General features: G+C 70.5%; 15 protein-coding genes and 1 tRNA gene. 4 read left to right on the forward strand and 12 right to left on the reverse strand.

The window, feature by feature from the left end; genetic code table 11:
* Positions 1-18: 18 nt before the first annotated feature.
* From ACZ60Q_RS28530 to ACZ60Q_RS28540, 3 genes are all read left to right on the forward strand, one after another.
* Positions 19-4,704: an Lhr family ATP-dependent helicase gene (locus ACZ60Q_RS28530; protein ID WP_469640228.1), complete on the forward strand. Its 4,686-nt coding sequence runs from the start codon at positions 19-21 to the stop codon at positions 4,702-4,704.
* 148 nt (positions 4,705-4,852) lie between these two features.
* Complete coding sequence (locus tag ACZ60Q_RS28535; RefSeq protein ID WP_469640230.1) at positions 4,853-5,746, forward strand: Fpg/Nei family DNA glycosylase; 894 nt, start codon at positions 4,853-4,855, stop codon at positions 5,744-5,746.
* A gap of 36 nt (positions 5,747-5,782) precedes the next feature.
* Entirely contained in the window at positions 5,783-6,547 is a 765-nt protein-coding gene (locus tag ACZ60Q_RS28540) for an SDR family NAD(P)-dependent oxidoreductase (RefSeq protein WP_469640232.1), read from the forward strand.
* Here ACZ60Q_RS28540 and ACZ60Q_RS28545 read toward each other — a convergent pair.
* From ACZ60Q_RS28545 to ACZ60Q_RS28595, 11 genes are all read right to left on the reverse strand, one after another.
* Positions 6,495-6,800 (reverse strand): hypothetical protein, encoded by a 306-nt coding sequence (locus ACZ60Q_RS28545; RefSeq protein WP_469640233.1) that lies wholly within the window; start codon positions 6,798-6,800, stop codon positions 6,495-6,497. The genes ACZ60Q_RS28540 and ACZ60Q_RS28545 overlap by 53 nt on opposite strands.
* Positions 6,801-6,960: 160 nt before the next feature.
* Complete coding sequence (locus tag ACZ60Q_RS28550) at positions 6,961-7,152, reverse strand: CsbD family protein (RefSeq protein ID WP_469640235.1); 192 nt, start codon at positions 7,150-7,152, stop codon at positions 6,961-6,963.
* Positions 7,153-7,204: 52 nt separating this feature from the next.
* Positions 7,205-7,675, reverse strand: coding sequence for a Dps family protein (locus tag ACZ60Q_RS28555; RefSeq protein ID WP_469640237.1), 471 nt, complete (start codon positions 7,673-7,675; stop codon positions 7,205-7,207).
* Between the two features lie 267 nt (positions 7,676-7,942).
* Complete coding sequence (locus tag ACZ60Q_RS28560) at positions 7,943-8,326, reverse strand: helix-turn-helix domain-containing protein (protein ID WP_469640238.1); 384 nt, start codon at positions 8,324-8,326, stop codon at positions 7,943-7,945.
* A 109-nt stretch (positions 8,327-8,435) separates the two neighbouring features.
* The gene (locus ACZ60Q_RS28565) at positions 8,436-8,945 is read right to left on the reverse strand and encodes a CinA family protein (protein WP_469640240.1); all 510 of its coding nucleotides are present in this window, start codon (positions 8,943-8,945) and stop codon (positions 8,436-8,438) included.
* Positions 8,942-9,733 carry a CDP-diacylglycerol--glycerol-3-phosphate 3-phosphatidyltransferase gene (pgsA, locus tag ACZ60Q_RS28570; RefSeq protein WP_469640241.1) on the reverse strand — a complete coding sequence of 264 codons (792 nt, stop codon included), beginning with the start codon at positions 9,731-9,733 and terminating at the stop codon, positions 8,942-8,944. The genes ACZ60Q_RS28565 and pgsA overlap by 4 nt, the downstream gene beginning before the upstream one ends.
* A complete protein-coding gene (gene rimO, locus ACZ60Q_RS28575) occupies positions 9,730-11,211 on the reverse strand; it encodes a 30S ribosomal protein S12 methylthiotransferase RimO (protein ID WP_469640243.1) in 1,482 nt (493 codons plus the stop codon). The genes pgsA and rimO overlap by 4 nt, the downstream gene beginning before the upstream one ends.
* Before the next feature lie 165 nt (positions 11,212-11,376).
* Positions 11,377-12,177 (reverse strand): helix-turn-helix domain-containing protein, encoded by an 801-nt coding sequence (locus tag ACZ60Q_RS28580; protein WP_469640245.1) that lies wholly within the window; start codon positions 12,175-12,177, stop codon positions 11,377-11,379.
* 321 nt (positions 12,178-12,498) lie between these two features.
* Positions 12,499-15,315 carry a DNA translocase FtsK gene (locus tag ACZ60Q_RS28585; protein ID WP_469640247.1) on the reverse strand — a complete coding sequence of 939 codons (2,817 nt, stop codon included), beginning with the start codon at positions 15,313-15,315 and terminating at the stop codon, positions 12,499-12,501.
* Positions 15,316-15,455: 140 nt separating this feature from the next.
* Positions 15,456-16,139, reverse strand: a complete 684-nt coding sequence (locus ACZ60Q_RS28590; RefSeq protein ID WP_279568328.1) for a response regulator — start codon at positions 16,137-16,139, stop codon at positions 15,456-15,458.
* Positions 16,140-16,383: 244 nt separating this feature from the next.
* Entirely contained in the window at positions 16,384-21,828 is a 5,445-nt protein-coding gene (locus ACZ60Q_RS28595; protein ID WP_469640249.1) for a HAMP domain-containing protein, read from the reverse strand.
* A gap of 401 nt (positions 21,829-22,229) precedes the next feature.
* On the opposite strand from ACZ60Q_RS28595, the gene ACZ60Q_RS28600 reads away from it, so the two are divergent.
* Entirely contained in the window at positions 22,230-24,857 is a 2,628-nt protein-coding gene (locus tag ACZ60Q_RS28600; protein WP_469640251.1) for a SpoIIE family protein phosphatase, read from the forward strand.
* Between the two features lie 54 nt (positions 24,858-24,911).
* Here ACZ60Q_RS28600 and ACZ60Q_RS28605 read toward each other — a convergent pair.
* Positions 24,912-24,984 (reverse strand) — tRNA-Thr (locus tag ACZ60Q_RS28605).
* Positions 24,985-25,284 lie beyond the last annotated feature (300 nt).

Raw genomic sequence — 25,284 nt, forward strand, 5'->3', positions numbered from 1 at the left:
GGGTGCACGATGGGGAGCATGACCGGATCCGCGCTCGACGCGTTCTCGCCCGCGACCCGCAGTTGGTTCGCCGGGGCTTTCAGCGCGCCCACCGCGGCGCAGGAGGGCGCCTGGCGGGCCATCGGCGAGGGCAGCGATGTCCTGGTCGTCGCGCCGACCGGTTCCGGTAAGACACTGGCCGCGTTCCTCGCCTCACTGGACCGGCTGGCGGCCGAGCCGCCGCCCGCCGAGGCCAAGAAGCGCTGCCGCGTGCTGTACGTGTCCCCGCTCAAGGCCCTCGCGGTCGACGTCGAGCGCAATCTCCGCTCGCCGCTGACCGGCATCCGCCAGGAGTCGGTGCGCCTGGGTCTGCCGGAGCCGGAGGTGCGGGTCGGCATCCGGTCCGGAGACACCCCGCCCGCCGAGCGGCGCTCCATGGTGACCAGGCCGCCGGACATCCTGATCACCACGCCCGAGTCGTTGTTCCTGATGCTGACGTCCTCCGCCCGGGACGCGCTGGCCGGCGTCGAGACGGTCATCCTCGACGAGGTGCACGCGGTCGCCGGCACGAAGCGCGGCGCCCATCTCGCCCTGTCCCTGGAGCGTCTCGACGAGCTGCTGCCGCGTCCCGCCCGACGTATCGGTCTGTCCGCGACGGTCCGGCCGGTCGACGAGGTGGCCCGCTTCCTGTCGCCGCAGCGCAAGGTGGAGGTCGTCCAGCCCCGGTCCACCAAGGAGTTCGACCTCTCGGTCGTCGTCCCGGTCGAGGATCTGGGCGAGCTGGGCGGCTCGCCCGCCACGGACGGCGACTCCGGCCAGGCGGACAAGCCCTCGATCTGGCCGCATGTCGAGGAGCGCATCGCCGATCTCGTGCAGTCGCACCGCTCCACCATCGTCTTCGCCAACTCCCGGCGGCTGGCGGAGCGCCTGTGCAACCGGCTGAACGAGATCGCGTACGAGCGGGCGACCGGCACCGCCTTCGACCCCGACGACCCGGCCCCCGCACTTCCGGAGGCCCACGCCCCCGCCGAGATCATGGCTCAGTCCGGTGCGGGCCGGGGCGCCCCCGCGCTGCTGGCCCGCGCCCACCACGGTTCGGTCTCCAAGGAGCAGCGGGCCCAGGTCGAGGAGGACCTCAAGGCGGGTCGGCTGCCCGCCGTGGTGGCCACCTCCAGCCTGGAGCTGGGCATCGACATGGGCGCGGTCGACCTGGTGATCCAGGTGGAGTCCCCGCCCTCCGTCGCCTCCGGCCTCCAGCGGGTGGGCCGGGCCGGACACCAGGTGGGCGCGGTCTCCACCGGGGTGGTCTTCCCGAAGTACCGCGGCGATCTGGTGCAGGCCGCCGTGGTCACCGAGCGGATGCGCGAGGGTGCCATCGAGGCGCTGCGCGTCCCGTCCAATCCGCTGGACGTCCTGGCGCAGCAGCTGGTCGCCATGGTGGCCCTGGACAGTTGGCAGGCCGACGACCTGCTGTCCCTGGTGCGGCGGGCCGCCCCGTTCGCCTCGCTCCCCGAGTCGGCGTTCACCGCCGTGCTCGACATGCTCGCCGGACGCTATCCCTCCGACGCCTTCGCGGAGCTGCGTCCCCGGGTGGTGTGGGACCGCGTCGGGGGTACGGTCACGGGCCGGCCCGGCGCGCAGCGGCTCGCCGTCACCTCGGGGGGCACCATTCCCGACCGGGGACTCTTCGGGGTCTTCCTCGCCGGGGCCGACCCGAAGAAGGGCGGGAGCCGGGTGGGCGAGCTGGACGAGGAGATGGTCTACGAGTCCCGTGTGGGCGACGTCTTCACCCTGGGCACCACGTCCTGGCGGATCGAGGACATCACCCGGGACCGGGTTCTCGTCTCACCCGCCCCGGGTGTTCCGGGCAGGCTGCCCTTCTGGAAGGGCGACCAGCTGGGCCGTCCCCTGGAGCTCGGGCGGGCTCTGGGAGCGTTCCTCCGTGAGATCGGCGGGCTCACCGACGAGGACGCCCGGCCGCGTCTGCTGGCCGCCGGGCTCGACACCTGGGCGGCGGACAACGTCCTGGCCTATCTGGACGAGCAGCGCCGGGCCTGCGGCCACGTCCCGGACGACCGGACGATCCTGGTCGAGCGGTTCCGGGACGAGCTGGGCGACTGGCGGGTCGTCATCCACTCCCCCTTCGGTGCCCAGGTGCATGCCCCTTGGGCGCTCGCCCTCTCCGCCCGCCTCGGTGAGCGCTACGGGATGGACGCCCAGGTCATGCACGCCGACGACGGGATCGTGCTGCGGCTGCCCGACGCCGACATGATGGGTCTGGACCTGCTCGATTTCGACGCCCCGGGACCCCCGGACGCCGGGAACGGCGGACCCGCGCCGGGAGCCGTGGCGTACGACAGCGACCAGCCCCCGGTGGCCGCCGCCGACGTCGTCTTCGACCAGGGCGAGGTCCAGCAGATCGTCACCGACCAGGTGGGCGGATCGGCCCTGTTCGCCGCCCGGTTCCGGGAGTGCGCCGCGCGCGCCCTGCTGCTGCCCCGGCGCTCCCCCGGCAAGCGGACCCCGCTCTGGCAGCAGCGCCAGCGGGCCTCCCAGCTGCTTCAGGTCGCCTCGGAGTTCGGTTCGTTCCCGATCGTCCTGGAGGCCGTCCGCGAATGCCTCCAGGACGTGTTCGACGTCCCCGGGCTCACGGAACTGATGGGCGACCTGGAGGCGCGCCGGGTCCGGCTGGTCGAGGTGACCACCCAGGAGCCCTCGCCGTTCGCCCGCTCGCTCCTCTTCGGTTACGTGGCGCAGTTCCTCTACGAGGGCGACTCGCCGCTCGCCGAACGGCGCGCCGCCGCCCTCTCCCTGGACTCCCACCTCCTCGCCGAGCTGCTGGGCCAGGCCGAGCTGCGTGAACTGCTCGACCCCGAGGTCCTCACCGAGCTGGAGCGGGAGCTGCAGTGGCTCGCCGAGGACCGGCGGATCAAGGACGTCGAGGGGGTCGCCGACCTGCTGCGCGTGCTCGGTCCGCTCACCGACGCCGAGCTTGCCGAGCGGGGCGCCGAGCCGTCGTGGGTACCGGATCTGGCGTCGGCCCGCCGGGCGATCCAGGTCCGGATCGCCGGAGCCGATCACTGGGCGGCGATCGAGGACGCGGGCCGGCTCCGGGACGCCCTGGGCACCGCGCTTCCGGTCGGTGTTCCCGAGGCGTTCACCGAGCCGGTGAAGGACCCGCTCGGAGACCTCCTCGCCCGTTTCGCGCGGACGCACGGCCCGTTCACCGCCGCCAGGGCCGCCGAGCGCTTCGGGCTCGGCACCGCCGTCACCGACGGTGCGCTGCAACGCCTTTCGGCCTCCGGCAGGACCGTCCAGGGCGAATTCCACCCGGCTGGCATCGGCCAGGAATGGTGCGATGCCACGGTGTTGCGCCGGCTCCGCCGGCGGTCGCTGGCGGTGCTCCGCCAGGAGCTGGAGCCGGTGCCGCCCGCGGCCCTCGCCTCTTTCCTCCCCCAGTGGCAGCACTTCGGCTCCAACGGTCTGCGGGGCATCGACGGGCTGGCCCGCGCCGTCGAGCAGCTTCAGGGCGCGCCCGTTCCCGCGTCGGCGCTGGAGAGGCTGATCCTGCCGAGCCGGGTCCTGGGATACGCCCCGGCGATGCTCGATGAGCTGACGACCACGGGCGAGGTCGTCTGGGCCGGCGCGGGCGCGCTGACCGGCAAGGACGGCTGGGTCTCCCTCTATCTCGCCGACAGCGCGCCGCTGCTCCTGCCTCCCCCGCATCCGCTGGAGCTGTCGGCGCTCCACGAGTCCGTGCTCACCACGCTCTCCGGCGGGTACGGCCTCTTCTTCCGCCAGGTCGCCGACCAGGTCCGGGCCACCACCCACCCGGACTGCACGGACCAACAGCTGGCCGACGCCCTGTGGGACCTGGCCTGGTCCGGGCGGCTCACCAACGACACCCTGGCCCCGCTGCGTTCGCTCCTGGGCTCGGGGCGGACAGCGGGCTCCACCGCCCACCGCTCCCGGCGCAGCGTCCCGCGCGGACGCTATGGCTCACTCACCGCCGCTGCCCGTCCCGCGTCCCGGACCGGCCCGCCGACCGTCTCGGGCCGCTGGTCCCTGCTGCCCCCGGTCGAGCCGGAACCGACCCACCGCGCCCACGCCCTGGCCCGGACCCTCCTCGACCGGCACGGCGTGGTGACCCGCGGTGCGGTGCAGGCCGAAGGGGTGGAGGGCGGCTTCTCCGCGACGTACCGCGTCCTGGCCGCCTTCGAGGACAGCGGACAGGCACGGCGCGGCTATGTGGTCGAGGGGCTCGGGGCCGCCCAGTTCGCGATGGACGGCGCGGTGGACCGCCTGCGGGCGGCTTCCACGGCCCGTGACCGGCGGGATCCGGGCACCGAGCCCCAGGCTCTGGTGCTCGCCGCGGCCGACCCGGCCAACGCGTACGGCGCGGCCCTGTCGTGGCCCGGGTCCCCGGACGGCGCCGGACACAAGCCGGGCCGCAAGGCGGGGGCGCTGGTGGTCCTCGTCGACGGCGAGCTGACGCTCTACATGGAGCGGGGCGGGAAGACTCTTCTGGCCTGGCCGTCCGACCCCGAGGCACCGGCTCTGCGGGCGGCGACCGAGGCCCTGGCCGCCTCGGCCCGCGCCGGCGCCCTGGGCACGGTGACGGTGGAGCGGACGAACGGGGTCTCCTCCCTCACCTCGCCGCTGGGCCGGACGCTGGAGTCCGCCGGATTCCTGGCCACCCCGAGAGGCCTGCGCCTGCGCGCCTGAACAGGGGGGCCAATGATCCGAGGAGCCGCCACGGCCCGGTCCCGGCACTTCGGTGCGAACGGCACCCGCCCTCGGCCGACGCCTCCCGGCCCGACGCGGCGGGCCCTGATCGGCGCACGACGCCCCGGCGCGGCCCATCATGGATGGCATGCCCGAAGGAGACACCGTCCTCCAGACCGCCACCCGGCTCCATGAGGCGCTGGCCGGGAGGGTGCTGACCCGGTCGGACCTGCGTGTCCCCCGCTTCGCCGCCGCCGACCTCTCCGGCCGGACCGTCCTGGACGTCACCGCGCGCGGCAAGCACCTGCTGACCCGCGTCGAGGGCGGCCTGACCCTGCACAGCCACCTCCGTATGGACGGCGCCTGGCGGGTCTACGCCCCGGACGAACGCTGGCGGGGCGGCCCGGGGCACCAGATCCGCGCGATCCTCGCCAACGCGGAGCACACCGCGGTCGGCTACCGGCTCCCGGTGCTGGAGCTGCTGCGCACCAGCGAGGAGGACCGGGCCGTGGGTCATCTGGGCCTTGATCCGCTGGGCCCCGACTGGGACCCCGGCCAGGCCCTGGACCGACTGCTCGCCGTGCCGGAGCGCCCTCTCGGCGAGGCGCTCCTGGACCAGCGCAACCTGGCGGGCATCGGCAATGTCTACAAGTGCGAGCTGTGCTTCCTGGCCCACGTCACGCCGTGGTCCCCCGTGGGCGCCCTCCCCGAAGGCGCACTCCTCCGGCTCGTCACGCTGGCCGAGCGGCTGCTGCACGCCAACCGCGACCGCCCCACCCGCACCACGACGATCGCCTCCGAGCTCCGCACCCCGCCGCCCGCGGGGCCCGGGGCCGGGGTCGAGGCCGGAGCGGGAGCTGAGTGCCCGCCTGCCCGGGCTGCCAGGCAGGCCCGACGATCCGTCCGCGTACAGGAGCGGCTGTACGTCTACGGGCGGGCCCGTCGCCCCTGTCTGCGCTGCGGCACTCCGATTCGTCTCGCCGACCAGGACGGCCGGCCCACCTACTGGTGTCCTGGTTGCCAATCAGGACCGACCCCCTAGTTGACGCCCCGTCAGATGCGGTCGTACGGTCCCGTCATGCCTCTCTCCGCGTACGACCTCACGGGCCGCGCCGCGTTCGTCACCGGCGCCGCGAGCGGCATCGGGCGGGCGAGCGCCCTGCTGCTCGCGGAGGCCGGGGCGACCGTGCACTGCGCGGACCGCGACGAGACCGGACTGCGCCGGACGTACGACCTGATCGCCGAGGCGGGCGGCAGCGCCGGCGCCCATCCCCTCGATGTCACCGACCGCGACCAGGTCCGTGCGGCTGTCGGCGCGGCCGGGCGTCTCGACGTCCTGGTCGCCTCGGCCGGGATCATGCACACCAGCAGCGTGCTGGAGACAGCGGACGAGGACCTGGACCGGGTACTGGCCGTCAATTTCAAAGGGGTGCTGTACGCCTGCCAGGAAGTGGCCCGCTCCATGACGGCCCGCTCCGCCCCCGGCTCGCTGATCACGATGGCGTCCGGCGCCGTGGACTCCGCGAGCGCGGGCCTGCTCTGCTACAGCGTCGCGAAGGCCGCCGTGGTGCAGCTCACCAGGACGCTCGCCACGGAACTGGGGCCCCATGCCATACGGGTGAACGCCGTCGCACCCGGCTGGATCCGTACGCCCATGACCGACCGGCACGACGCCGCGGACCGGCGCCGGACGGAGGCGACGATGGCCCGGATCTCCCCGCTGGGCCGGGTCGGCGAACCCGAGGACGTCGCCCATACCGTGCTGCACCTGGCGTCGGATGCCTCGGCCTTCATGACCGGTCAGATTCTCCGACCGAACGGCGGCGTCGCCATGCCCTGGTAGGCCACCGCCTCGTCAACGAACCCAACGAGCCCGACCGCCCGAGCAGGCCCGACGGCCCGAGCAGGCCCGACCGGCCCGACGGGCTCACCGGCACGACCGACGCGGCATGGACCGGCAACAGACTCAGCCCCCAGCCGCCCGCCGCCACCGCCCCCTCCACCAGCCCCGCCTGCTCCGGACGCAGCACCATCCGGAGCACCGCCCACCACCACAGCCCGCCGAGGGCCAGCGCCGGCACCCATCGCCGTTTCATCGCTGCCTCCCGCGGCCGACGTCCTTTCCGGCAGTTTCCCCTGGCAGCGGCGGTGGTGCATCCAGAACGCCCGGCCGAGGGGTCCCCTCACACAGGAGCGCCCCCACCGAAAGGCGGGGGCGCTCGATCCCTGGGAAGGGTGGCTCCGAAGGCCGCGGGACTACTTGCCGTCGTCCCGGCGGAGGGAGTCCTTGACGCCCTTGGCGCGCTCACCGACCCCGTCGGCCGCGTCCTTGGCTCCGCCCTTGACCTGATCGGCCTTGCCCTCGGCCTCCTTGCGGCGGTCACCGGTCAGCTTGCCGACCGCTTCCTTGCCCTTGCCCTTCAGCTTGTCCATGGCTCCGTCGCTCATGCTGTCGCTCCTTCGCTCGTCAGACGTATCGCGGCCCTCGGCAGGGGGCCGGTCAGGCACTTTCCGCCTGGAACATCCACGCGTGCTTCTCAAGGTCTGCCGTCAGCCCGATCAACAGGTCCTGGGTGATCGGATCCGGCTCGTCGGTCACCTCGATGCGCTCCCGCATCCGGCCGATGACCACGCTCAGCGCGTTCACCAGGATCCGCACGGCGTCGGTGTCCTTGATCCAGCCTCCGGGCACGGACGCGATGGCGGTCTCCTTGGCCACCGTGCCGCAGCGCCCGTCCGGATTGACCCCGACGGCCGAGGCGCGCTCGGCGACCGTGTCGGAGTGCTGCCGGGCCGTGACGACCACGTCGTCGAGCTGAAGGTGCACGGAGCGAAAGCGTGGACCGACCACGTTCCAATGGACCTGCTTGGCCACCAGGGAGAGGTCGACGAGGTCGACCAGAGCGCCCTGCAGCGCCGTTCCCACGACTTTGAGGTCGCTCTCGGACAACGTGCTCTTGACCACAGACATGTGCGCTACTCCCATCCGTCAGCCGCTTCGCTGACCGTCTCGGTGCATCACCACGATGGCACATATAAAGCAAAACGGTCATGCGGGCCTTGTCCTCCGTCTGCCCACCTGCCGAGGACTCACACGCGTACGAAGCACACGACTCACAGGTCACAGGTCATGGGTCATGGGAAGGCCCGGCGATCACATCGACGTCACACGCGAAAGTCCCGGCCGACCCCGGTAGGGGCCGACCGGGACTCCGGTCGAGCAACTGCGCCGCGTGGCTCAGGCGGCGACGACGTTCACCGCTTCCGCGGGCGCCTTGATGGTCACCCGGCCCGACGGCACACCTGCGACCGACGAGACGGAGACGGAGTTGAGCATGGGACGAACCGGTACTGGGACCGGATCACTGGCAGCTGCCGACTCGGCCAGCTCAGCGAGCGAGAGCTCGTCGCTCACTTCTCGCATGAGCTCGGACATCCGTACGTCAAGCGCGTCGCAAATCGCGGAGAGCAGCTCGGAGGATGCCTCCTTCTGCCCCCGCTCCACCTCGGAGAGATAACCGAGCGAGACCCGGGCGGACGAGGAGACTTCGCGCAGAGTACGGCCTTGGCGCTGGCGCTGCCGACGCAGCACGTCACCCAGCAGGCGACGGAGCAGAATCATCGGTGGCTCCCTCCTCGGACCGCGTAGCCGCATCCTTCACGCCCTACCGTACCGCCTTGTGCTGCGGCCGTGCGGGGAGCGATGTCGTGTTCACTCAGGGCTGCAAACATCAATTCCCCCCGTTCTGTTCCGTATCCTGTGCCCGCTCGTTCTCACCGAGTTCGTCTGCGAGCAGTTCGAGGGCGCCTCGCACGCTCTCACCACGGATATCCGCCCTCTCACCATTCAACCGCAGAGCCGTCACTTTCTCGATGCCGGAGGGTCCGGCCACGGCGATGTAGACCGTGCCGACCGGCTGCCCGTCCTGTGCGTCCGGTCCCGCGACCCCGGTGGTGGAGACGCCCCAGTCCGCGCCGAGGATCCGGCGTACGCCGACCGCCATCTGCAGCGCGACCTCGGGGTCCACAGCTCCGCGCTCCGCCAGAAGGCTGTTCTCGACGCCCAGGACGTCCCGTTTCAGGGCGGTGGCGTAGGCCGTCACCGATCCTCGGAAGGAGCGGGAGGCGCCGGGTACGGAGGTCAGGTCTGCGGCGACCAGGCCGCCGGTCAGCGATTCGGCGACGGCCAGGGTCTCACCCCGCGCTCCGAGAAGCCGGAGCACCCGGGCGGCGGCTGTCACCGCTCGGCCTCCGCGGCGTCACGCGCCTCGGCAGCACGGCGTACGTCCTTCGCTCCGGCCGCGGCTCCGGCGGCCGGAGCGGCGTCGGCCTCGCTGTCGGCGGTGGTCCGAAGGGCCTCCGCGGCACGCTCGGCCGCGGCGGCCCGCTCGGCGGCGAGGCCCTGGCGACGCAGGACGACGGCCTGACGTACGTAATCGAGTCCGGTGACGACCGTCAGCACGACGGCGACCATCATCACCCAGAAGCGCAAGGTCGCCAGGGGCCCGGTGAGCACCAGGACGTACATCCCGGCCGCCGTCCCCTGCGCGAGCGTCTTCAGCTTGCCGCCTCTGCTGGCCGGGATCACCGCGTGCCGGATGACCCAGAATCGCATCAGCGTGATGCCCAGCTCACGGGCGAGGATCACTCCGGTGATCCACCACGGCAGGTCGCCCAGGACGGAGAGGGAGACCAGCGCCGCGCCCATGATCGCTTTGTCGGCGATCGGGTCGGCGATCTTCCCGAAGTCCGTGACCAGGTTGTACGCCCGTGCCAGATGACCGTCGAACAGGTCGGTGATCATCGCGACGGCGAAGGCCGCCCAGGCGAAGGCGCGCCAGACCGGATCGTATCCGCCGTCGTGGAACAGCAGCAGGACGAACCCGGGTACGAGCAGCAACCGCACCATGGTCAGGATGTTGGCGATGTTCCACAGGCTGGCCTGATTGACGGCCGCAGTGCCCAGCTTGCCGCCGCGGACCGGCTTCGCGCCGGAGCCGCCTGCCGCGGATGCCGGGACTCCGGTCATCTGGCTACCTCCGCAAGCTCGTGGTGTTCGGCCACCAGGTCGACACCCTCGGTGCCCACTGCCCTTGCCTCGACCATACGGCCGGGCACGAGTCCCTCGCGTGTGGTGAAGACCACCTGGCCATCGGTTTCGGGAGCCTGGTGCGCCGCGCGCCCGATCGCGACCTCGCCGTCCTCCTCCGACTCCACGGACTCCACCAGCACCTGGAGGGTCTCGCCGACGCGCTCCTCGGCCCGCTGCGAGGTCAGCTCCTCGGCAAGCTGGGAGATGTGGGCGAGGCGCTCCGCGATGGTGTCGGCGTCGAGCTTGTTCTCGTACCCGACCGCCTCGGTGCCCTCCTCGTCCGAGTACCCGAAGACGCCGATCGCGTCGAGGCGGGCGCCGGTGAGGAAGCGTTCCAGCTCGGCGAGGTCCGCCTCGGTCTCGCCGGGGAAGCCGACGATGAAGTTGGAGCGGGCACCGGCCTGGGGGGCCTTGCTCCGGATGGTGTCCAGGAGCTCCAGGAAGCGGTCGGTGTCGCCGAAGCGGCGCATCGCGCGCAGCACACCGGGGGCGGAGTGCTGGAAGGAGAGATCGAAGTACGGGGCGACCTTCGGCGTCGAGGTGAGGACGTCGATGAGGCCCGGGCGCATCTCGGCGGGCTGGAGGTAGCTGACCCGGATCCGCTCGATACCGTCCACGTCGGCCAGCTCGGGCAGCAGGGTCTCCAGGAGGCGGATGTCGCCGAGGTCCTTGCCGTAGGAGGTGTTGTTCTCGGAGACGAGCATGACCTCCTTGACGCCCTGCTCGGCCAGCCAGCGGGTCTCCTGGAGCACGTCCGAGGGACGCCGCGAGATGAACGAGCCGCGGAAGGAGGGGATGGCGCAGAAGGAGCAGCGGCGGTCGCAGCCGGAGGCAAGCTTCACCGAGGCGACGGGGCTGGTGCCGAGCCTGCGGCGCAGCGGCGCCCGCGGCCCGGAGACCGGTGCGACCCCCTCGGGGAGGTCCTCGGGCGCAGGAGCGGGCGTCTCCTGGGCATGGCCGGGCAGCGCCACTGCGGCGTCCTGCCGCTCGGCGGGGCTGATCGGCAGCAGCTTGCGGCGGTCGCGCGGGGTGTGCGAGGCGTGGATGCCGCCGTTGAGGATGGTCTGGAGCCGGTCGGAGATGTCGGCGTAGTCGTCGAACCCGAGGACGCCGTCCGCCTCCGGCAGGGCCTCGGCGAGGTCCTTGCCATAGCGCTCGGCCATGCAGCCGACGGCGACGACGGCCTGGGTGCGGCCGTGTTCCTTGAGATCGTTGGCTTCGAGCAGGGCGTCGACGGAGTCCTTCTTCGCGGCTTCGACGAACCCACAGGTGTTGACGACTGCGACATCCGCGTCGGAGGCATCCTCGACGAGGTCCCAGCCGTCCGCTGCCAAGCGGCCTGCAAGCTCCTCCGAGTCCACCTCGTTACGGGCGCAGCCAAGAGTGACAAGGGCGACGGTACGGCGTTCGGGCATGGGCTCAAGACTACTTTGTCCCGGCGGCCCCCCTGCCGTGCAGGGGGGCCGGTCCCCGCCGCTGTTACTCCCCGTAGCAGGAGGGCAGGATCGGGGAACGCCGACGGGCGCCCGGCGCGAGGCCGGACGCCCGTCGGGACGTGTACGTGGACGAAGGGCGGCGTATCAGCCGGCCTCGGGGTCGCCCTTGGTGTAGGAAAGCCGTTCGACCTGGCCCGGACCGAAGCGGTCCTCGACCTGCTTTCCGTTGACGAAGAGCTCGATCGCCCCGGCGTCGCCGAGGACGAGGTCGATGCGCTCCTTGTCCTGGAAGGTCTTGGACTCGCCCTGGAGCAGCAGCCCGTCGAAGAGCAGCCGTCCGTTGTGGTCCTTGGCCGAGATCCAGCTCTTGCCGCGGTCCGCGCTGAGCTTGACCGTCACCTTGTCCCGGGGGGCCGCGGCGATGGCGCTCTCGGAGGGCACGGGCTTGGGGTCGGAGGGCTTGGTGGCGGTGGGCTCGGCCGCGGTCTTGTCGGGCTTGGAGCCCTCCGCCATCTGCGCGGTGTTCGAGGGTTCGTCCTCGCCGCTGAAGAGCGTGAAGCCGACGAACCCGATGACAGCGACGATGGCCGCGACCATGGCGGCGGTCCAGTTGGGCCGCCGGGGTTCGGAGCGGATGCGTTCCGCTTCGAACAGCGGAGCCGCGGGGGTCGGTGCGGGACGGCCGCCGTGATCGGCGTCGTACTCCTCGACCAGCGGTTCCGGATCGAGGCCCACGGCACGGGCGAGCGTGCGGATGTGGCCGCGGGCGTAGACGTCGCCGCCGCAGCGGGAGAAGTCGTCCTGCTCGATCGCGTGCACGATGGGGATGCGCACCCGGGTGGAGCTGCTGACTTCCTCGACCGTCAGAGCTGCGGCGATACGAGCCTGCTGAAGGGCACGACCGATCGAAGGCCGGTCGTCTTCGGGGGAGTTGCCGATGGACACGGGGGCGCCTTTCGAGCGTGAGCCACCTGCTGGATGTTCAGTCTAGGGGGGGTACGAAAGGGAGGGGCAACCGGGAGGGACGACTTTTTACGCCATCGGGTTCGCCGGACGGCCCCGCCTCCGGCTCCGGGGCGGAGCAGGTGCGGAGCACAGCCCCGATCGAGGACTGGTCAACCGGTAGTGGGCCGAACGGGGTGGAAGAACGGGTGCGGTGACGACGGAGCGTGCGGCGGGGAGAAGCACGGTTCCGTCCCTCCCTTCAACTTGACGTACGGCCGTACGAAACGGTTGCCCACAAAACCTTTACGGGGGCGGGTTCCGTTACGGAGCGGATTCCCCTCGGATGACGGCCAACATCCCGTCGAGCTCGTCGGGTTTCACCATGACGTCACGCGCCTTGGAGCCCTCGCTGGGTCCGACGATGTTGCGGGACTCCATCAGATCCATCAGCCGGCCCGCCTTCGCGAAGCCGACCCGGAGTTTGCGCTGGAGCATCGACGTCGATCCGAACTGGGTGGAGACGACCAGCTCGGCCGCCTGGCAGAGCAGGTCCAGGTCGTCGCCGATGTCCTCGTCGATCTCCTTCTTCTGTTTCGTTCCCACCACGACGTCGTCCCGGAAGACCGGGGCCATCTGGTCCTTGCAGTGCTGGACGACGGCGGCGACCTCGTCCTCGGTGACGAACGCGCCCTGCATACGGGTGGGCTTGTTGGCCCCCATCGGGAGGAAGAGCCCGTCGCCCTTGCCGATGAGTTTCTCGGCGCCGGGCTGGTCGAGGATGACCCGGCTGTCGGCGAGGGAGGAGGTGGCGAAGGCGAGCCGCGAGGGCACGTTGGCCTTGATCAGGCCGGTCACCACGTCGACCGAGGGCCGCTGGGTGGCGAGCACCAGGTGAATGCCGGCCGCGCGGGCCAGCTGGGTGATACGGACGATCGAGTCCTCGACGTCGCGCGGGGCCACCATCATCAGGTCGGCCAGCTCGTCGACGATCACCAGCAGGTACGGATACGGGGACAGCTCCCGCTCGCTGCCCTCGGGCGCCTTGCACTTGCCGTTGCGCACCGCGTGGTTGAAGTCGTCGATGTGCCGGTAGCCGAAGTTGGCGAGGTCGTCGTAGCGCAGGTCCATCTCCCGCACGACCCACTGGAGCGCCTCGGCGGCCTTCTTGGGGTTGGTGATGATCGGGGTGATGAGGTGGGGGATGCCCTCGTACGCGGTGAGCTCGACACGCTTGGGGTCGACGAGGACCATCCGGACGTCGTCCGGGGTGGCCCGCACCATGATCGAGGTGATCAGGCAGTTGATGCAGGAGGACTTGCCGGAACCGGTGGCGCCGGCGACCAGGACGTGCGGCATCTTGGCGAGGTTGGCCATCTCGTAGCCGCCCTCGACGTTCTTGCCGAGCGCCACCAGCATCGGGTGATCGTCCTCGGCGGCGTCCGCGAGGCGCAGCACATCGCCGAGGTTGACCATCTCGCGGTCGGAGTTGGGGATCTCGATGCCGACGGCGGACTTGCCCGGGATCGGCGAGATGATCCGCACGTCCGGGCTCGCCACGGCGTACGCGATGTTCTTGGCCAGTGCCGTGATCTTCTCGACCTTCACGGCGGGGCCGAGCTCGATCTCGTAGCGGGTGACGGTCGGGCCCCGGGTGAACCCGGTGACCGCGGCGTCGACCTTGAACTCGGTGAAGACGTTGGTCAGCGAGGCGACGACCACGTCGTTGGCGGCACTACGGGTCTTGCCCGGTCCGCCGCGCTCCAGCAGGTCGAGCGAGGGCAGCGAGTACGTGATGTCGCCGGACAGCTGGAGCTGCTCGGCGCGGGCGGGCAGTCCCTCGGAACGCTCCGGCGCGGGCTTCGTCAGGTCGGGAACGGCGCCGGACCGGCCGGAGGGGTCTCCGCCGGTCGCCTCGTCCGCGTCACCGGACCGGCCCTGCCTGCGCCCTGCCCCGGCCTTCCCCGCGCCGTCCCGCTCGGCCTCCCGGGCCCCGGGGACAGGCGTCCCGGTGCGCTCCCGGTCCACGGAGACGCCCTGGGTCAGATCGGCGACGATCGGTGAGGGCGGCATGCCGTTGAGTACGGCCCCGTCGAGTGCGGCGGCAGCGGCCGCCGCGACGTCCACCGCGTCCAGCGGCCGGTTCATCGCGGGCTGCGCGGAGGGCCTGCGGGGCCTCCTGCGCTGGGTGAGCGCTTCCGCCTCGGCCTGGTCGTGGACCGGGTCGGCGTCCGGGCGCCGCGCGCCGCGTCGGCGGGTCCGCTCGGGCAGTGCCTCGCGCCACTGTTCGTCGTAGCGCTCGTCGTCGTCCTCGTACCCCTCGCCGGCCTCGGGTGCCGGTTCCACGATGCCGAGGCGGACACCGAGCTGACGCAGCCGCTGCGGAATCGCGTTGACCGGGGTGGCGGTGACGACGAGGAGCCCGAACACGGTCAGCAGCACCAGCAGCGGTACGGCGAGCACCTCGCCCGTCATGAAGATCAGCGGCTTGGAGCCGGCCCAGCCGATCAACCCGCCCGCGTCCTGCATCGCCTCGGTGCCCTCGTCCCGGCCCGGTGAACCGACGGCGATGTGGACCTGGCCGAGGACTCCGATGATCAGGGCGGAGAGCCCGATGACGATACGGCCGTTGGCCTCGGGCCGCTCCGGGTACAGGATCAGCCGCACCGCCATCGCGCCCAGCAGTATCGGCGCGAGCAGGTCGAGCCGGCCGAACGCCCCGGTCACCAGCATCTCCACCAGATCGCCGACCGGTCCCTGGAGATTGGACCAGGTGCCCGCGGCGACGATCAGCGCCAGGCCGAGCAGCAGCAGGGCGAGCCCGTCCTTGCGGTGGGCCGGGTCAAGTCCCTTGGCTCCACGCCCTATCGAGCGGAACAGCGCGCCGACGCCGTGCGCCGCGCCGAGCCAGACCGCCCGCACCAGCCGGTAGACGCCTCCGGTGGGTGACGGTGCGGGTTTGGGCGCGGGCTTCTTGGCCGCCGCCTTCTTCGCGGGAGCCTTCCGCGCGGGAGCAGCCGACTTCTTGGGCGCGGTCTTCTTGGCGGGCGCGGCTTTCTTCGCCGGGCCCGCGGTACGGCCGACGCGCTTCGCGGTGCCCGCCGTGCCCTGGGAACCCTTGCCGGACGTACGTGAGGCCATGGTGCCGAGGTTACCGCTGTCGTCGCCCGTGAACACGTTCGCCTACTGGTTCACCCGACCGTGTCGCCCTCAAGGGGACGGGAGCTGACGTCGTCTCATGACAGCGGCCGGCACGCGCCGAGCCGGAGGGACCGGAATCGTCAGCTCTGTGCGGGCAGCACGCCCGTACCCCCGCCGGTGCCCGGCTCCAGCGCGTCGAGCGCGCGGCGCAGGCCGGTCAACTTGCGTTCGAGGTGGGCGGCGGTGGCTACCGCCGCGGCATCCGCGGATTCGTCGTCGAGCTGCTTCGAGAGCGCTTCCGCCTGCTCCTCGACCGCCGCGAGCCGCGCGGAGAGTTCGGCCAGGAGACCGGCCGGCTCCTTCTCATGCGCGCCGCCCGCGTGGCCGTCGCCCTCCAACTGGAGTCGCAGCAGTGCGGCCTGTTCGCGGAGCTTGCAGTTCTTCATGTACAGCTCGACGAAGACCGAGACCTTGGCTCGCAGGACCCACGGGTCGAACGGCTTCGAGATGTAGTCCACCGCACCGGCCGCGTAGCCGCGGAAGGTGTGATGCGGACCATGGTTGATCGCGGTGAGGAAGATGATCGGGATGTCCCGGGTCCGCTCCCGCCGCTTGATGTGCGCGGCTGTCTCGAAACCGTCCATGCCCGGCATCTGGACGTCCAGCAGAATGACCGCGAAGTCGTCCGTGAGCAGCGCTTTGAGCGCCTCCTCCCCTGACGATGCCCGGACCAGTGTCTGATCGAGCGCAGAGAGGATGGCCTCCAGCGCCAGCAGATTCTCCGGCCGGTCATCGACCAGGAGGATCTTGGCCTTCTGCACCATGGCCCGTCCTCCTCGCCCCGGAAATGCACCGGGTGCCGCCCCAGGGGACGACTCCCTTACGCCGTCCGTCCTTGTGCCGGTCATGGTAGCCGCACCCCGCCCGTCACCACACCCTGTCACCGCGATGTCACTGCGTACGTACCGCAAACGCGGTGGGAGACAAGAAGGTTCCCCGAATACAGCGCGTTCACACCCGTTCGAGCACAGTCGGTCAACAACTGGCGCCCATTCGTTCCATTCTCAATCACTCTCCGTGCATCCACTGCTCCATCACCGCAAGCAAGTGATCAGGGTCGACCGGCTTCGTCACATAGTCGGAAGCCCCGCAATCGATGGCCTTCTCCCGGTCGCCCTTCATCGCCTTCGCGGTGAGCGCGACGATCGGCAGCCCGGCGAACTGCGGCATCCGACGGATCGCTGTCGTCGTCGCGTAACCGTCCATCTCGGGCATCATGATGTCCATCAGCACCACCGTCACATCGTCGTGCTGCTCCAGGACTTCGATGCCCTCACGACCGTTCTCCGCGTACAGCACAGCCAATCCGTGCTGCTCCAGCACGCTGGTGAGCGCGAAGACGTTGCGGATGTCGTCGTCGACGATGAGGACCTTCTCCCCGCGGAAGCGGAACGTCCGCCGGGGTTCCCTCTCCTCCGCCGCTCGGCCCTCGCTCCGGCCATCCTGCACCCACTCCTCCTGCTGCGGGGAGCTTTCGGGCGTGGTCCGGCCGACCGGCAGCGCGGGCCGGCGGGCCGCGTCCCCAAGGGCCTTGCGCCGCCGGAACATCCCGGCGGAGTTGGCCGGGTCGCCGAACGGAGCCGACTGGACCTGCGGGGACTGCACGTGCCCCACCTCTCCCTCGCCGCCCAGCACCTCGGCGGAAGAACCGGAACCCGCCGGGGGGTAGCCCTGAGGAGGCAGTTCGGCGCGGTGCAACGGCAGGTACAGGGTGAAGGTCGAACCACGTCCGGGCTCGCTCGCGGCATGGATCTCGCCGCCGAGCAGCCGGGCGATCTCCCGGCTGATGGAGAGACCGAGACCGGTGCCACCGTACTTCCGGCTCGTCGTCCCGTCCGCCTGCTTGAACGCCTCGAAGATCACCAGCATCTTGCTCGACGCGATCCCGATCCCGGTGTCGGTGACCGAGAACGCGATCAGATCGGCGTCCGCGTCCCGCAACGAACCCGACTCCAGCAGATGCTCCCGGATCGCGTTGGGCACATCGGCGCCGGCCGGCCGGATCACCAGCTCCACCGCACCGCTGTCGGTGAACTTCACCGCGTTGGAGAGCAGGTTGCGCAGCACCTGGAGCAGGCGTTGCTCGTCGGTGTGCAGCGTCGCGGGAAGCTCCGGCGACACCCGTACGGAGAAGTCGAGCCCCTTCTCCGCGGTGAGCGGGCGGAAGGTCGCCTCCACGTAGTCGACCAGTTGGACCAACGCGATCCGGGTCGGGCTGACGTCCATCTTGCCCGCCTCTACCTTGGACAGGTCGAGGATGTCGTTGATCAGCTGGAGCAGGTCGGAACCGGCCCCGTGAATCGTCTCGGCGAACTCCACCTGCTTCGGCGAGAGGTTGCCCTCGGCGTTGTCCGCCAGCAACTTGGCCAGGATCAGCAGCGAGTTGAGCGGCGTGCGCAGCTCGTGCGACATGTTCGCCAGGAACTCGGACTTGTAGCGCATCGAGACCGCGAGCTGCTCGGCCCGCTCCTCCAGCACCTGCCGCGCCTCCTCGATCTCGGTGTTCTTCACCTCGATGTCACGGTTCTGCTGGGCCAGCAGTTCGGCCTTCTCCTCCAGTTCGGCGTTGGACGCCTGGAGGGCCTTCTGCCGGTTCTCCAACTCCTGCGAACGGTCCCGTAGTTGCTCGGTCAACTCCTGCGACTGCTCCAGGAGCTTCTCGGTCTTGGTGTTGACGCTGATCGTGTTGACGCTCGTCGCGATCATCTCGGCGAGCTGGTTGAGGAAGTCCCGCTGGATGTGTGTGAACGGCTGGAAGGAGGCCAGTTCGATCACGCCGAGGACCTTGCCCTCGAAGAGCACCGGCAGCACGATCACATGCGCCGGCGGTGCCTCTCCCAGCCCGGAGGAGATCTTCAGATAGCCCGGCGGCACGTTGTCCACCTGGATCGTCCGCTTCTCCTCGGCCGCCGTCCCGATGAGCGTCTCACCGGGCCGGAAGGAGGTCGGCATCGAACCCGCGGAGTAGCCGTAACTCCCCCGCATCCGCAGCTCGTACGCGCTGGCCGCACCGTCGTCCGGACCCACCTCGTCCGATTCGCCCGCGGTCATGGCCAGGAAGAACGCGCCGTGCTGCGCCGAGACCACGGGCGTCAGCTCGCTCATGATCAGCGAGGCCACGTCGTCCAGGTCCCGGCGGCCCTGCATCAGACCGGAGATCCGGGCCAGGTTGCCCTTCAGCCAGTCCTGCTCCTTGTTGGCGAGGGTGGTGTCGCGCAGGTTGGCGATCATCGTGTTGATGTTGTCCTGGAGGACCTGGATCTCGCCGGCCGCGTCCACGTCGATCTTCAGGTTCAGATCGCCGCGCGTCACCGCGGTGGCGACGGCCGCGATGGCCCGGACCTGACGGGTCAGGTTCCCGGCCATCTCGTTCACCGACTCGGTGAGGTCGCGCCAGGTGCCGTCGACGTCCCGCACCCGCGCCTGACCGCCCAGCTGCCCCTCGGTGCCCACCTCGCGGGCGACCCGGGTCACCTGCTCCGCGAACGAGGACAGCTGGTCGACCATCGTGTTGATGGTGTTCTTCAACTCCAGGATCTCACCGCGCGCGTCGATGTCGATCTTCTTGGTCAGGTCGCCCTTGGCGATGGCGGTGGTGACCGTGGCGATCTGCCGCACCTGGCCGGTCAGGTTGGAGGCCATCGAGTTCACTGACTCGGTGAGGTCCTTCCACGTACCGGCGACGCCCGGCACCCGCGCCTGGCCGCCCAGCTCGCCTTCCGTACCCACCTCACGGGCCACGCGCGTGACCTCGTCCGCGAACGAGGACAGCGTCGTCACCATCGTGTTGACCGTGTCGGCCAGCTCCGCGACCTCGCCGCGCGCCTCCACGGTGACCTTCTTCGTCAGATCGCCGTTGGCGACCGCCGAGGAGACCCGGGAGATGTTGCGCACCTGGCTGGTCAGGTTGTTGGCCATGAGGTTGACGTTCTCGCTGAGGTCCTTCCAGATGCCGGTCGCCCCGCGCACCCGCGCCTGACCACCGAGAATGCCCTCGGTACCCACCTCACGGGCCACGCGCGCGACCTCGTCCGCGAAGTTCAGCAACTGGTCGACCATCGTGTTCACGGTCGTGACCAGTTCGAGGATCTCGCCCTTGGCGTCGACGGTGATCTTCTTGGAGAGATCACCCTTGGCGACCGCTGTGGTGACCTCGGCGATGTTGCGGACCTGGAGGGTCAGGTTGTTCGCCATGCCGTTGACGGACTGGGTGAGGTCCTTCCACGTACCGGACACACCCTGCACCTCGGCCTGACCACCGAGGATCCCCTCCGTACCCACCTCACGGGCGACGCGTGTCACCTGCTCCGCGAAGTTGGACAGCTGGTCCACCATCGTGTTGAGGGTGTTCTTCAGCTCCAGGATCTCGCCCCGGGCGTCCACGTCGATCTTCTGCGACAGGTCACCGCGCGCCACCGCCGTGGCGACCTGCGCGATGTTGCGGACCTGAGCGGTGAGGTTACCGGCCATGCCGTTCACCGAATCGGTGAGATCACGCCACACTCCGGCCACACCGGGCACCTGCGCCTGACCTCCGAGCCGCCCGTCCGTGCCCACCTCACGGGCCACCCGGGTGACCTGGTCGGCGAAGGCGGAAAGCTGGTCGACCATCGTGTTGATGGTGTTCTTCAGCTCCAGGATCTCGCCCCGGGCGTCCACGTCGATCTTCTGCGACAGATCGCCCCGCGCCACCGCCGTCGTCACCTGCGCGATCTGCCTCACCTGGGAGGTGAGGTTGCCGGCCATGAAGTTGACGGAGTCCGTGAGTTCCTTCCACGTACCCGAGACGCCGTCCACCCGCGCCTGACCGCCGAGGCGCCCCTCGGTGCCCACGTCCCGGGCCATCCGCGTCACCTGGTCGGCGAAGCTGGAGAGCTGAGACACCATCGTGTTGACGGTGTTCTTCAGCTCCAGCATCTCCCCCGCCACGTTCACGGTGACCTTCTGCGACAGGTCACCGTTGGCGACCGCCGTGGTGACCTGCGCGATGTCCCGGACCTGACCGGTCAGGTTGCGGAACGCGGTGTTCACCGAGTCGGTGAGGTCCTTCCACGTGCCCGCGGCCCCCGGCACCTCTGCCTGGCCGCCGAGCCGGCCCTCGACGCCGACCTCTCGGGCGACGCGGGTCACCTCGGAACCGAACGACTGGAGCTGGTCCACCATCGTGTTGACGGTGTTCTTCAGCTCCAGCATCTCCCCCGCCACGTCGACCGTGACCTTCTGCGACATGTCGCCGCTGGCCACCGCCGTCGTCACCTGCGCGATGTCGCGCACCTGGGTCGTCAGGTTCCTGAAGACCGTGTTCACCGAGTCGGTGAGGTCCTTCCAGGTCCCGGCAGCGCCCGGCACCTGCGCCTGGCCGCCGAGGAGTCCCTCGCCCCCGACCTCGCTCGCCACCCGCGTCACTTCGTCCGCGAAGGTGCGCAGCGTCTCGGTCATCTGGTTGATCGTCTCGGCGAGCTGCGCGACCTCGCCGCGCGCGCTCACGGTGACCTTCTGCGTCAGGTCACCGCTGGCGACCGCCGTCGTCACCTCCGCGATCCCGCGTACCTGGGAGGTGAGGTTGCCCGCCATCGTGTTGACGGAGTCGGTGAGGTCCTTCCAGACGCCCGCCACACCCGGCACGGTCGCCTGACCGCCCAACTCGCCCTCCGTGCCCACCTCACGGGCGACGCGTGTCACCTCGGAGGAGAACGAGGACAACTGGTCGACCATCGTGTTGACGGTGTTCTTCAACTGGAGCATCTCGCCGGCCACATGGACGGTGACCTTCCGCGACAGATCGCCCTTGGCAACCGCCGTCGTCACCAACGCGATGTCCCGTACCTGGGCCGTCAGCCGGTACGCCATGGTGTTCACGGAGTCCGTGAGGTCCTTCCAGGACCCGGACATCCCGCGCACCTGCGCCTGCCCGCCGAGCTTGCCCTCGGTGCCCACCTCGACGGCGACCCGGGTCACCTGCTCGGTGAAGACCGACAGCTGGTCAACCAGGTTGTTGACCGTACGGGCGACCTTCAGGAACTCGCCGCGCAGCGGCCGGACCGTCTCGTCCGTCGTGTGCGACCGCAGCTCCATCCGCTGCTCCAGATCACCGTCGGCGACCGCCGAAAGCACCCGGCCCACTTCGGAGACCGGTCGCGCGAGATCGTCCACGAGCTCGTTGGAGGCGTCGATCGCGGCGGCCCAGGAACCCTCGCAGGCACCCGTCTCCAGCCGCTCCGTGAGCTTCCCCTCCCGGCCGACCACGCGCCGGACACGGGCCAGCTCACCGGTGAGATGGAGGTTGCGGTCCGCGACCTCGTTGAAGACCGCGGAGATCTCCGTCATCACGCCGTCGCCGGAGACGGTGAGCCGCCGGCGGAAGTTGCCGTCGCGCATCGCCACAAGGCCCGCGAGCAGCCTGTTCAGAGCTGCCGCGTCCACTTCGACGGTGCCATTGCGCTGCTTTTTCACGGACTGTCCGCCTTTTGTACGCGCCTTCGAACCCTGCGCCGCCACGCCAGACTCCACCGTGTCCCTCCCGCAGGGGTTGACCTTTTCACTCGGGCCTATCAGGAAGCTTGCCCAGTTCCACTTTGGCTCACCGCCACAGCACACCGTCAACGGGCGACCGTGCGGACGTCAAATCGTTGCAACGTACCAGGCCGGAACCGGTCGGCGAGCGACCTGTCCCGGTTGCCCCTCAATCCCTTGCACCGGGAGTCCATACTTGTGCGCCCGCGCACCACTGCCGGACCGTCCTGTCCCGAACTCGGCCCTCGTGTAACCGGCACCCTCGACGAACGTCTAGCCTGGCAAGCGAATCGAAGCGGCGATAAACGGGCACAGGACTCGGGGAAGCGACGAGACACCATATGGGGAGTGCTGTGATCACCGCGCGCGCGGCCGCCACCTTCGAACCGGTCGGGCGCTCTGTCGCGACCGCCCGCGCCTTCGTCCGGGACACGCTCCAGGGGTGGGGCTACAACGATGTCGTCGACGACGCCGTCGTCCTCACCAGTGAGCTCGTGACCAACGCCGTCGTGCACGCGGGGACGGCGGCCGACGTGCTGTGCCTGCGCAGCGGGGACGGCGTCCGCGTCGAAGTCGCCGACCACTATCCGGAACGCGAGGTCCCGCTCCAGAGCAACGGCCTCGACTTCGGCAGCCCCGACCGCGAGAACGGCCGCGGTCTGCTGCTCTGCGCCGCCCTGGCCTCCCGCTGGGGCGTCGAGTACTCCCCCACCCGTAAGCACGTCTGGTTCCAGCTGGACCTGCCCGACCGGCCGGTGGGAATCCGCTCGGCGGGCCCCGTCCTGCCCATCTCACTCCTCCCGGTCACCGACCAACGGGTCCGGGTCGCCGTCGTCCAGATCGACAGCACCGGCGCGATCAGCGCGTGGAACGACGCCGCCGCGTACGTCTTCGGGCACACCGCGGAACAGGTCACCGGCAAGCAGTTCACCGACTTCGTGGCCTGGCCGCACACCCCCGGGACCAACACCGGCATCGCCGACGCCCTCCAGCTCTCCCGCTGGGAGGGCAGCTACGGAATCCGCGGCGCCGACGGCCGGACCATCGCCGTCTACTCCTCGCATCTGCGCGTCCGCGACACCGAAGGCGAACCCTCCACGGTCTGCCTCCTCGTCCGCGACGACGAGCGCGCGGTGCTCCAGTCCCCCGTCCGCGCCCCGGTCTCCGACACCTCCTCCGACAACCGCGCCGCGGACCCGTTCGAGGTCTTCATCGGCTCCCCGGCCCCCGACGATCTCGACGGCCTCCTCCAGCGGACGGTCGAGCGGGCACGCGACATGCTCGACGCCGACGCGGCGTTCCTCCTGCTCGCCACGGACGACGAGACGGAGCTGGAGGTCCGCGCCACAACGGGCCTCCCTTCGGCCCGCCAGCGCTTCGCCCGGGTCCCCGTCGAAGCCGGAACGGGACGCTACGGCTCCGCCCGGATGCCGGCCGTCCACGAGGACCTCACCGCCGTCCCCGGCGCCGTACCCCTGCTCACCGACACCGGGATGCGCTCGGTCGTCACGGTCCCCTTGAAGGTCGAGGGCCGCCTCACCGGCTCCCTCGGCGTCGCGGCGGAAGGCGCGGGCCGCTACACGAACGAGGAGGCCCTGCGCCTCCAGTTCGCGGCGGACCGCATCGCCCTGGCCGTGGAGTCCGCCCGCCTCGGCGAGCTGGAACGGCTGCGCCGCGGCTCCCTGTCCTTCCTCGTCGAGGCCTCCGACCTGCTGGCCGGCACGCTCGACCGGGACCAGACCCTGGCGCTCATGGCCCAGATGACGGTCCCGACCCTGGCCACCTGGTGCGCCGTCTACACGATCGCGGACCAGTCCTCCGAGCCGTACCTCTCGTACGTGCTCCACGAGGACGAGGACCTCATCGACGGGCTCAAGGCCCTCCTCTCCAAGATCGCCCCACCTGACCCCGTACCGACCCCGGGCGCCCGTGTCTGGGCCGCCCCCTCAAAGGCCGGTCACCGTGCCGCGCTGAGCACCTCGACCCGCAGCCTGCAGCGCGACGCGCCGCTGAGCATGAGCACGGCCACCCGCACCGTCCTCGCCACGGCCCAGGCCGTCGGCGGCGAGACGGTGGTCCTCCCGCTGGTCGCCCGCAACCGCGTGATCGGCATGCTGACGCTCGGGAAGCCCTCGGACGACCACTTCCGCCAGGAGATCCTGGAACTGGCCGAGGACCTTTCCCGCAGGGCCGCCCTGGCTCTGGACAACGCCCGCCTGTACTCGGAGCGCATGGCGATCAGCCAGTCCCTCCAGCGCAGCCTGCTGCCCCCGGGCCTCCCCGACGTGCCGAACGTCGAGATCGAGGTCATCTACCGCGCCGCGGGCGAGGGCAACGAGGTCGGCGGCGACTTCTACGACGTCTTCCCGATCAGCGACGGCGCATACGGCTTCGCCATCGGCGACGTCTGCGGTACAGGGCCGGAGGCCGCCGCCGTCACGGGCCTCGCCCGCCACGCGCTGCGCCTGCTGGCCCGCGAGGGCTTCGGCGGTCCGGCGGTCCTGGAACGCCTCAACGCGGCGATCCTGGACGAGGGCGCCCGTAGCCGATTCCTGACCCTCCTGTACGGCGAGCTGTGGCCCCAGGAGGACGGCAGCGCCCTCCTGAAGGTCGTCTGCGCCGGCCACCCGCTGCCGCTCCGTCTGCGTCAGGACGGCTCCGTCGAGTCCGCCGCGGAACCGCAGCCCCTGCTCGGCGTCATCGAGGACCTCGACCTGTACGAGCAGGAAGTCGTCCTCAACCCGGGCGACGTCCTCCTGTGCGTCACCGACGGCGTCACCGAACGCCGCGAGGGAAGCCGCATGCTGGGCGACGACGGCCTCGCGGACGTCCTGTCGACCTGTACGGGTCTGACGGCCGGAGCGGTCGCCTCACGCATTCTGCGGGCCGTGGAACGCTTCGCCGCCGAACCGGCCTCGGACGACATGGCGATCCTGGCGATGCGCGTCCCGGAGCCGCCCCGCGTCTGACCCTCTCAAAGCGAAAGGCCCCCGCCAGTGGCGGGGGCCTTTCGCTTTTCTCTGAGCCCCAATGCGGAATCGAACCGCAGACCTTCTCCTTACCATGGAGACGCTCTACCGACTGAGCTATTGGGGCCTCGTTGCGCTGTGGCAACAAGGTAAACCATACACGGGTTCCAGGGATGCTCATAATCCCGGCCGGCCTGGGTCGCGGCTCCAGGCCGGCCTTTCAAACTGGCTTCCGCAGGCTTCCACCAGCCATCCAGCATGCCCTTGGTGGCAGAGGCAACGCAGGCCGTTCACCGGCCGGACGCAGTGCCCCGGGTCGCGCCGGGCTGCCGTTCGAACCGTGAACGCAGAAAAGCCCCGTGCCAATGGCACGGGGCTTTCCCGGAAAAATTGTTCGGCGGCGTCCTACTCTCCCACAGGGTCCCCC

This window comes from Streptomyces sp. NPDC104313, from assembly GCF_055583985.1.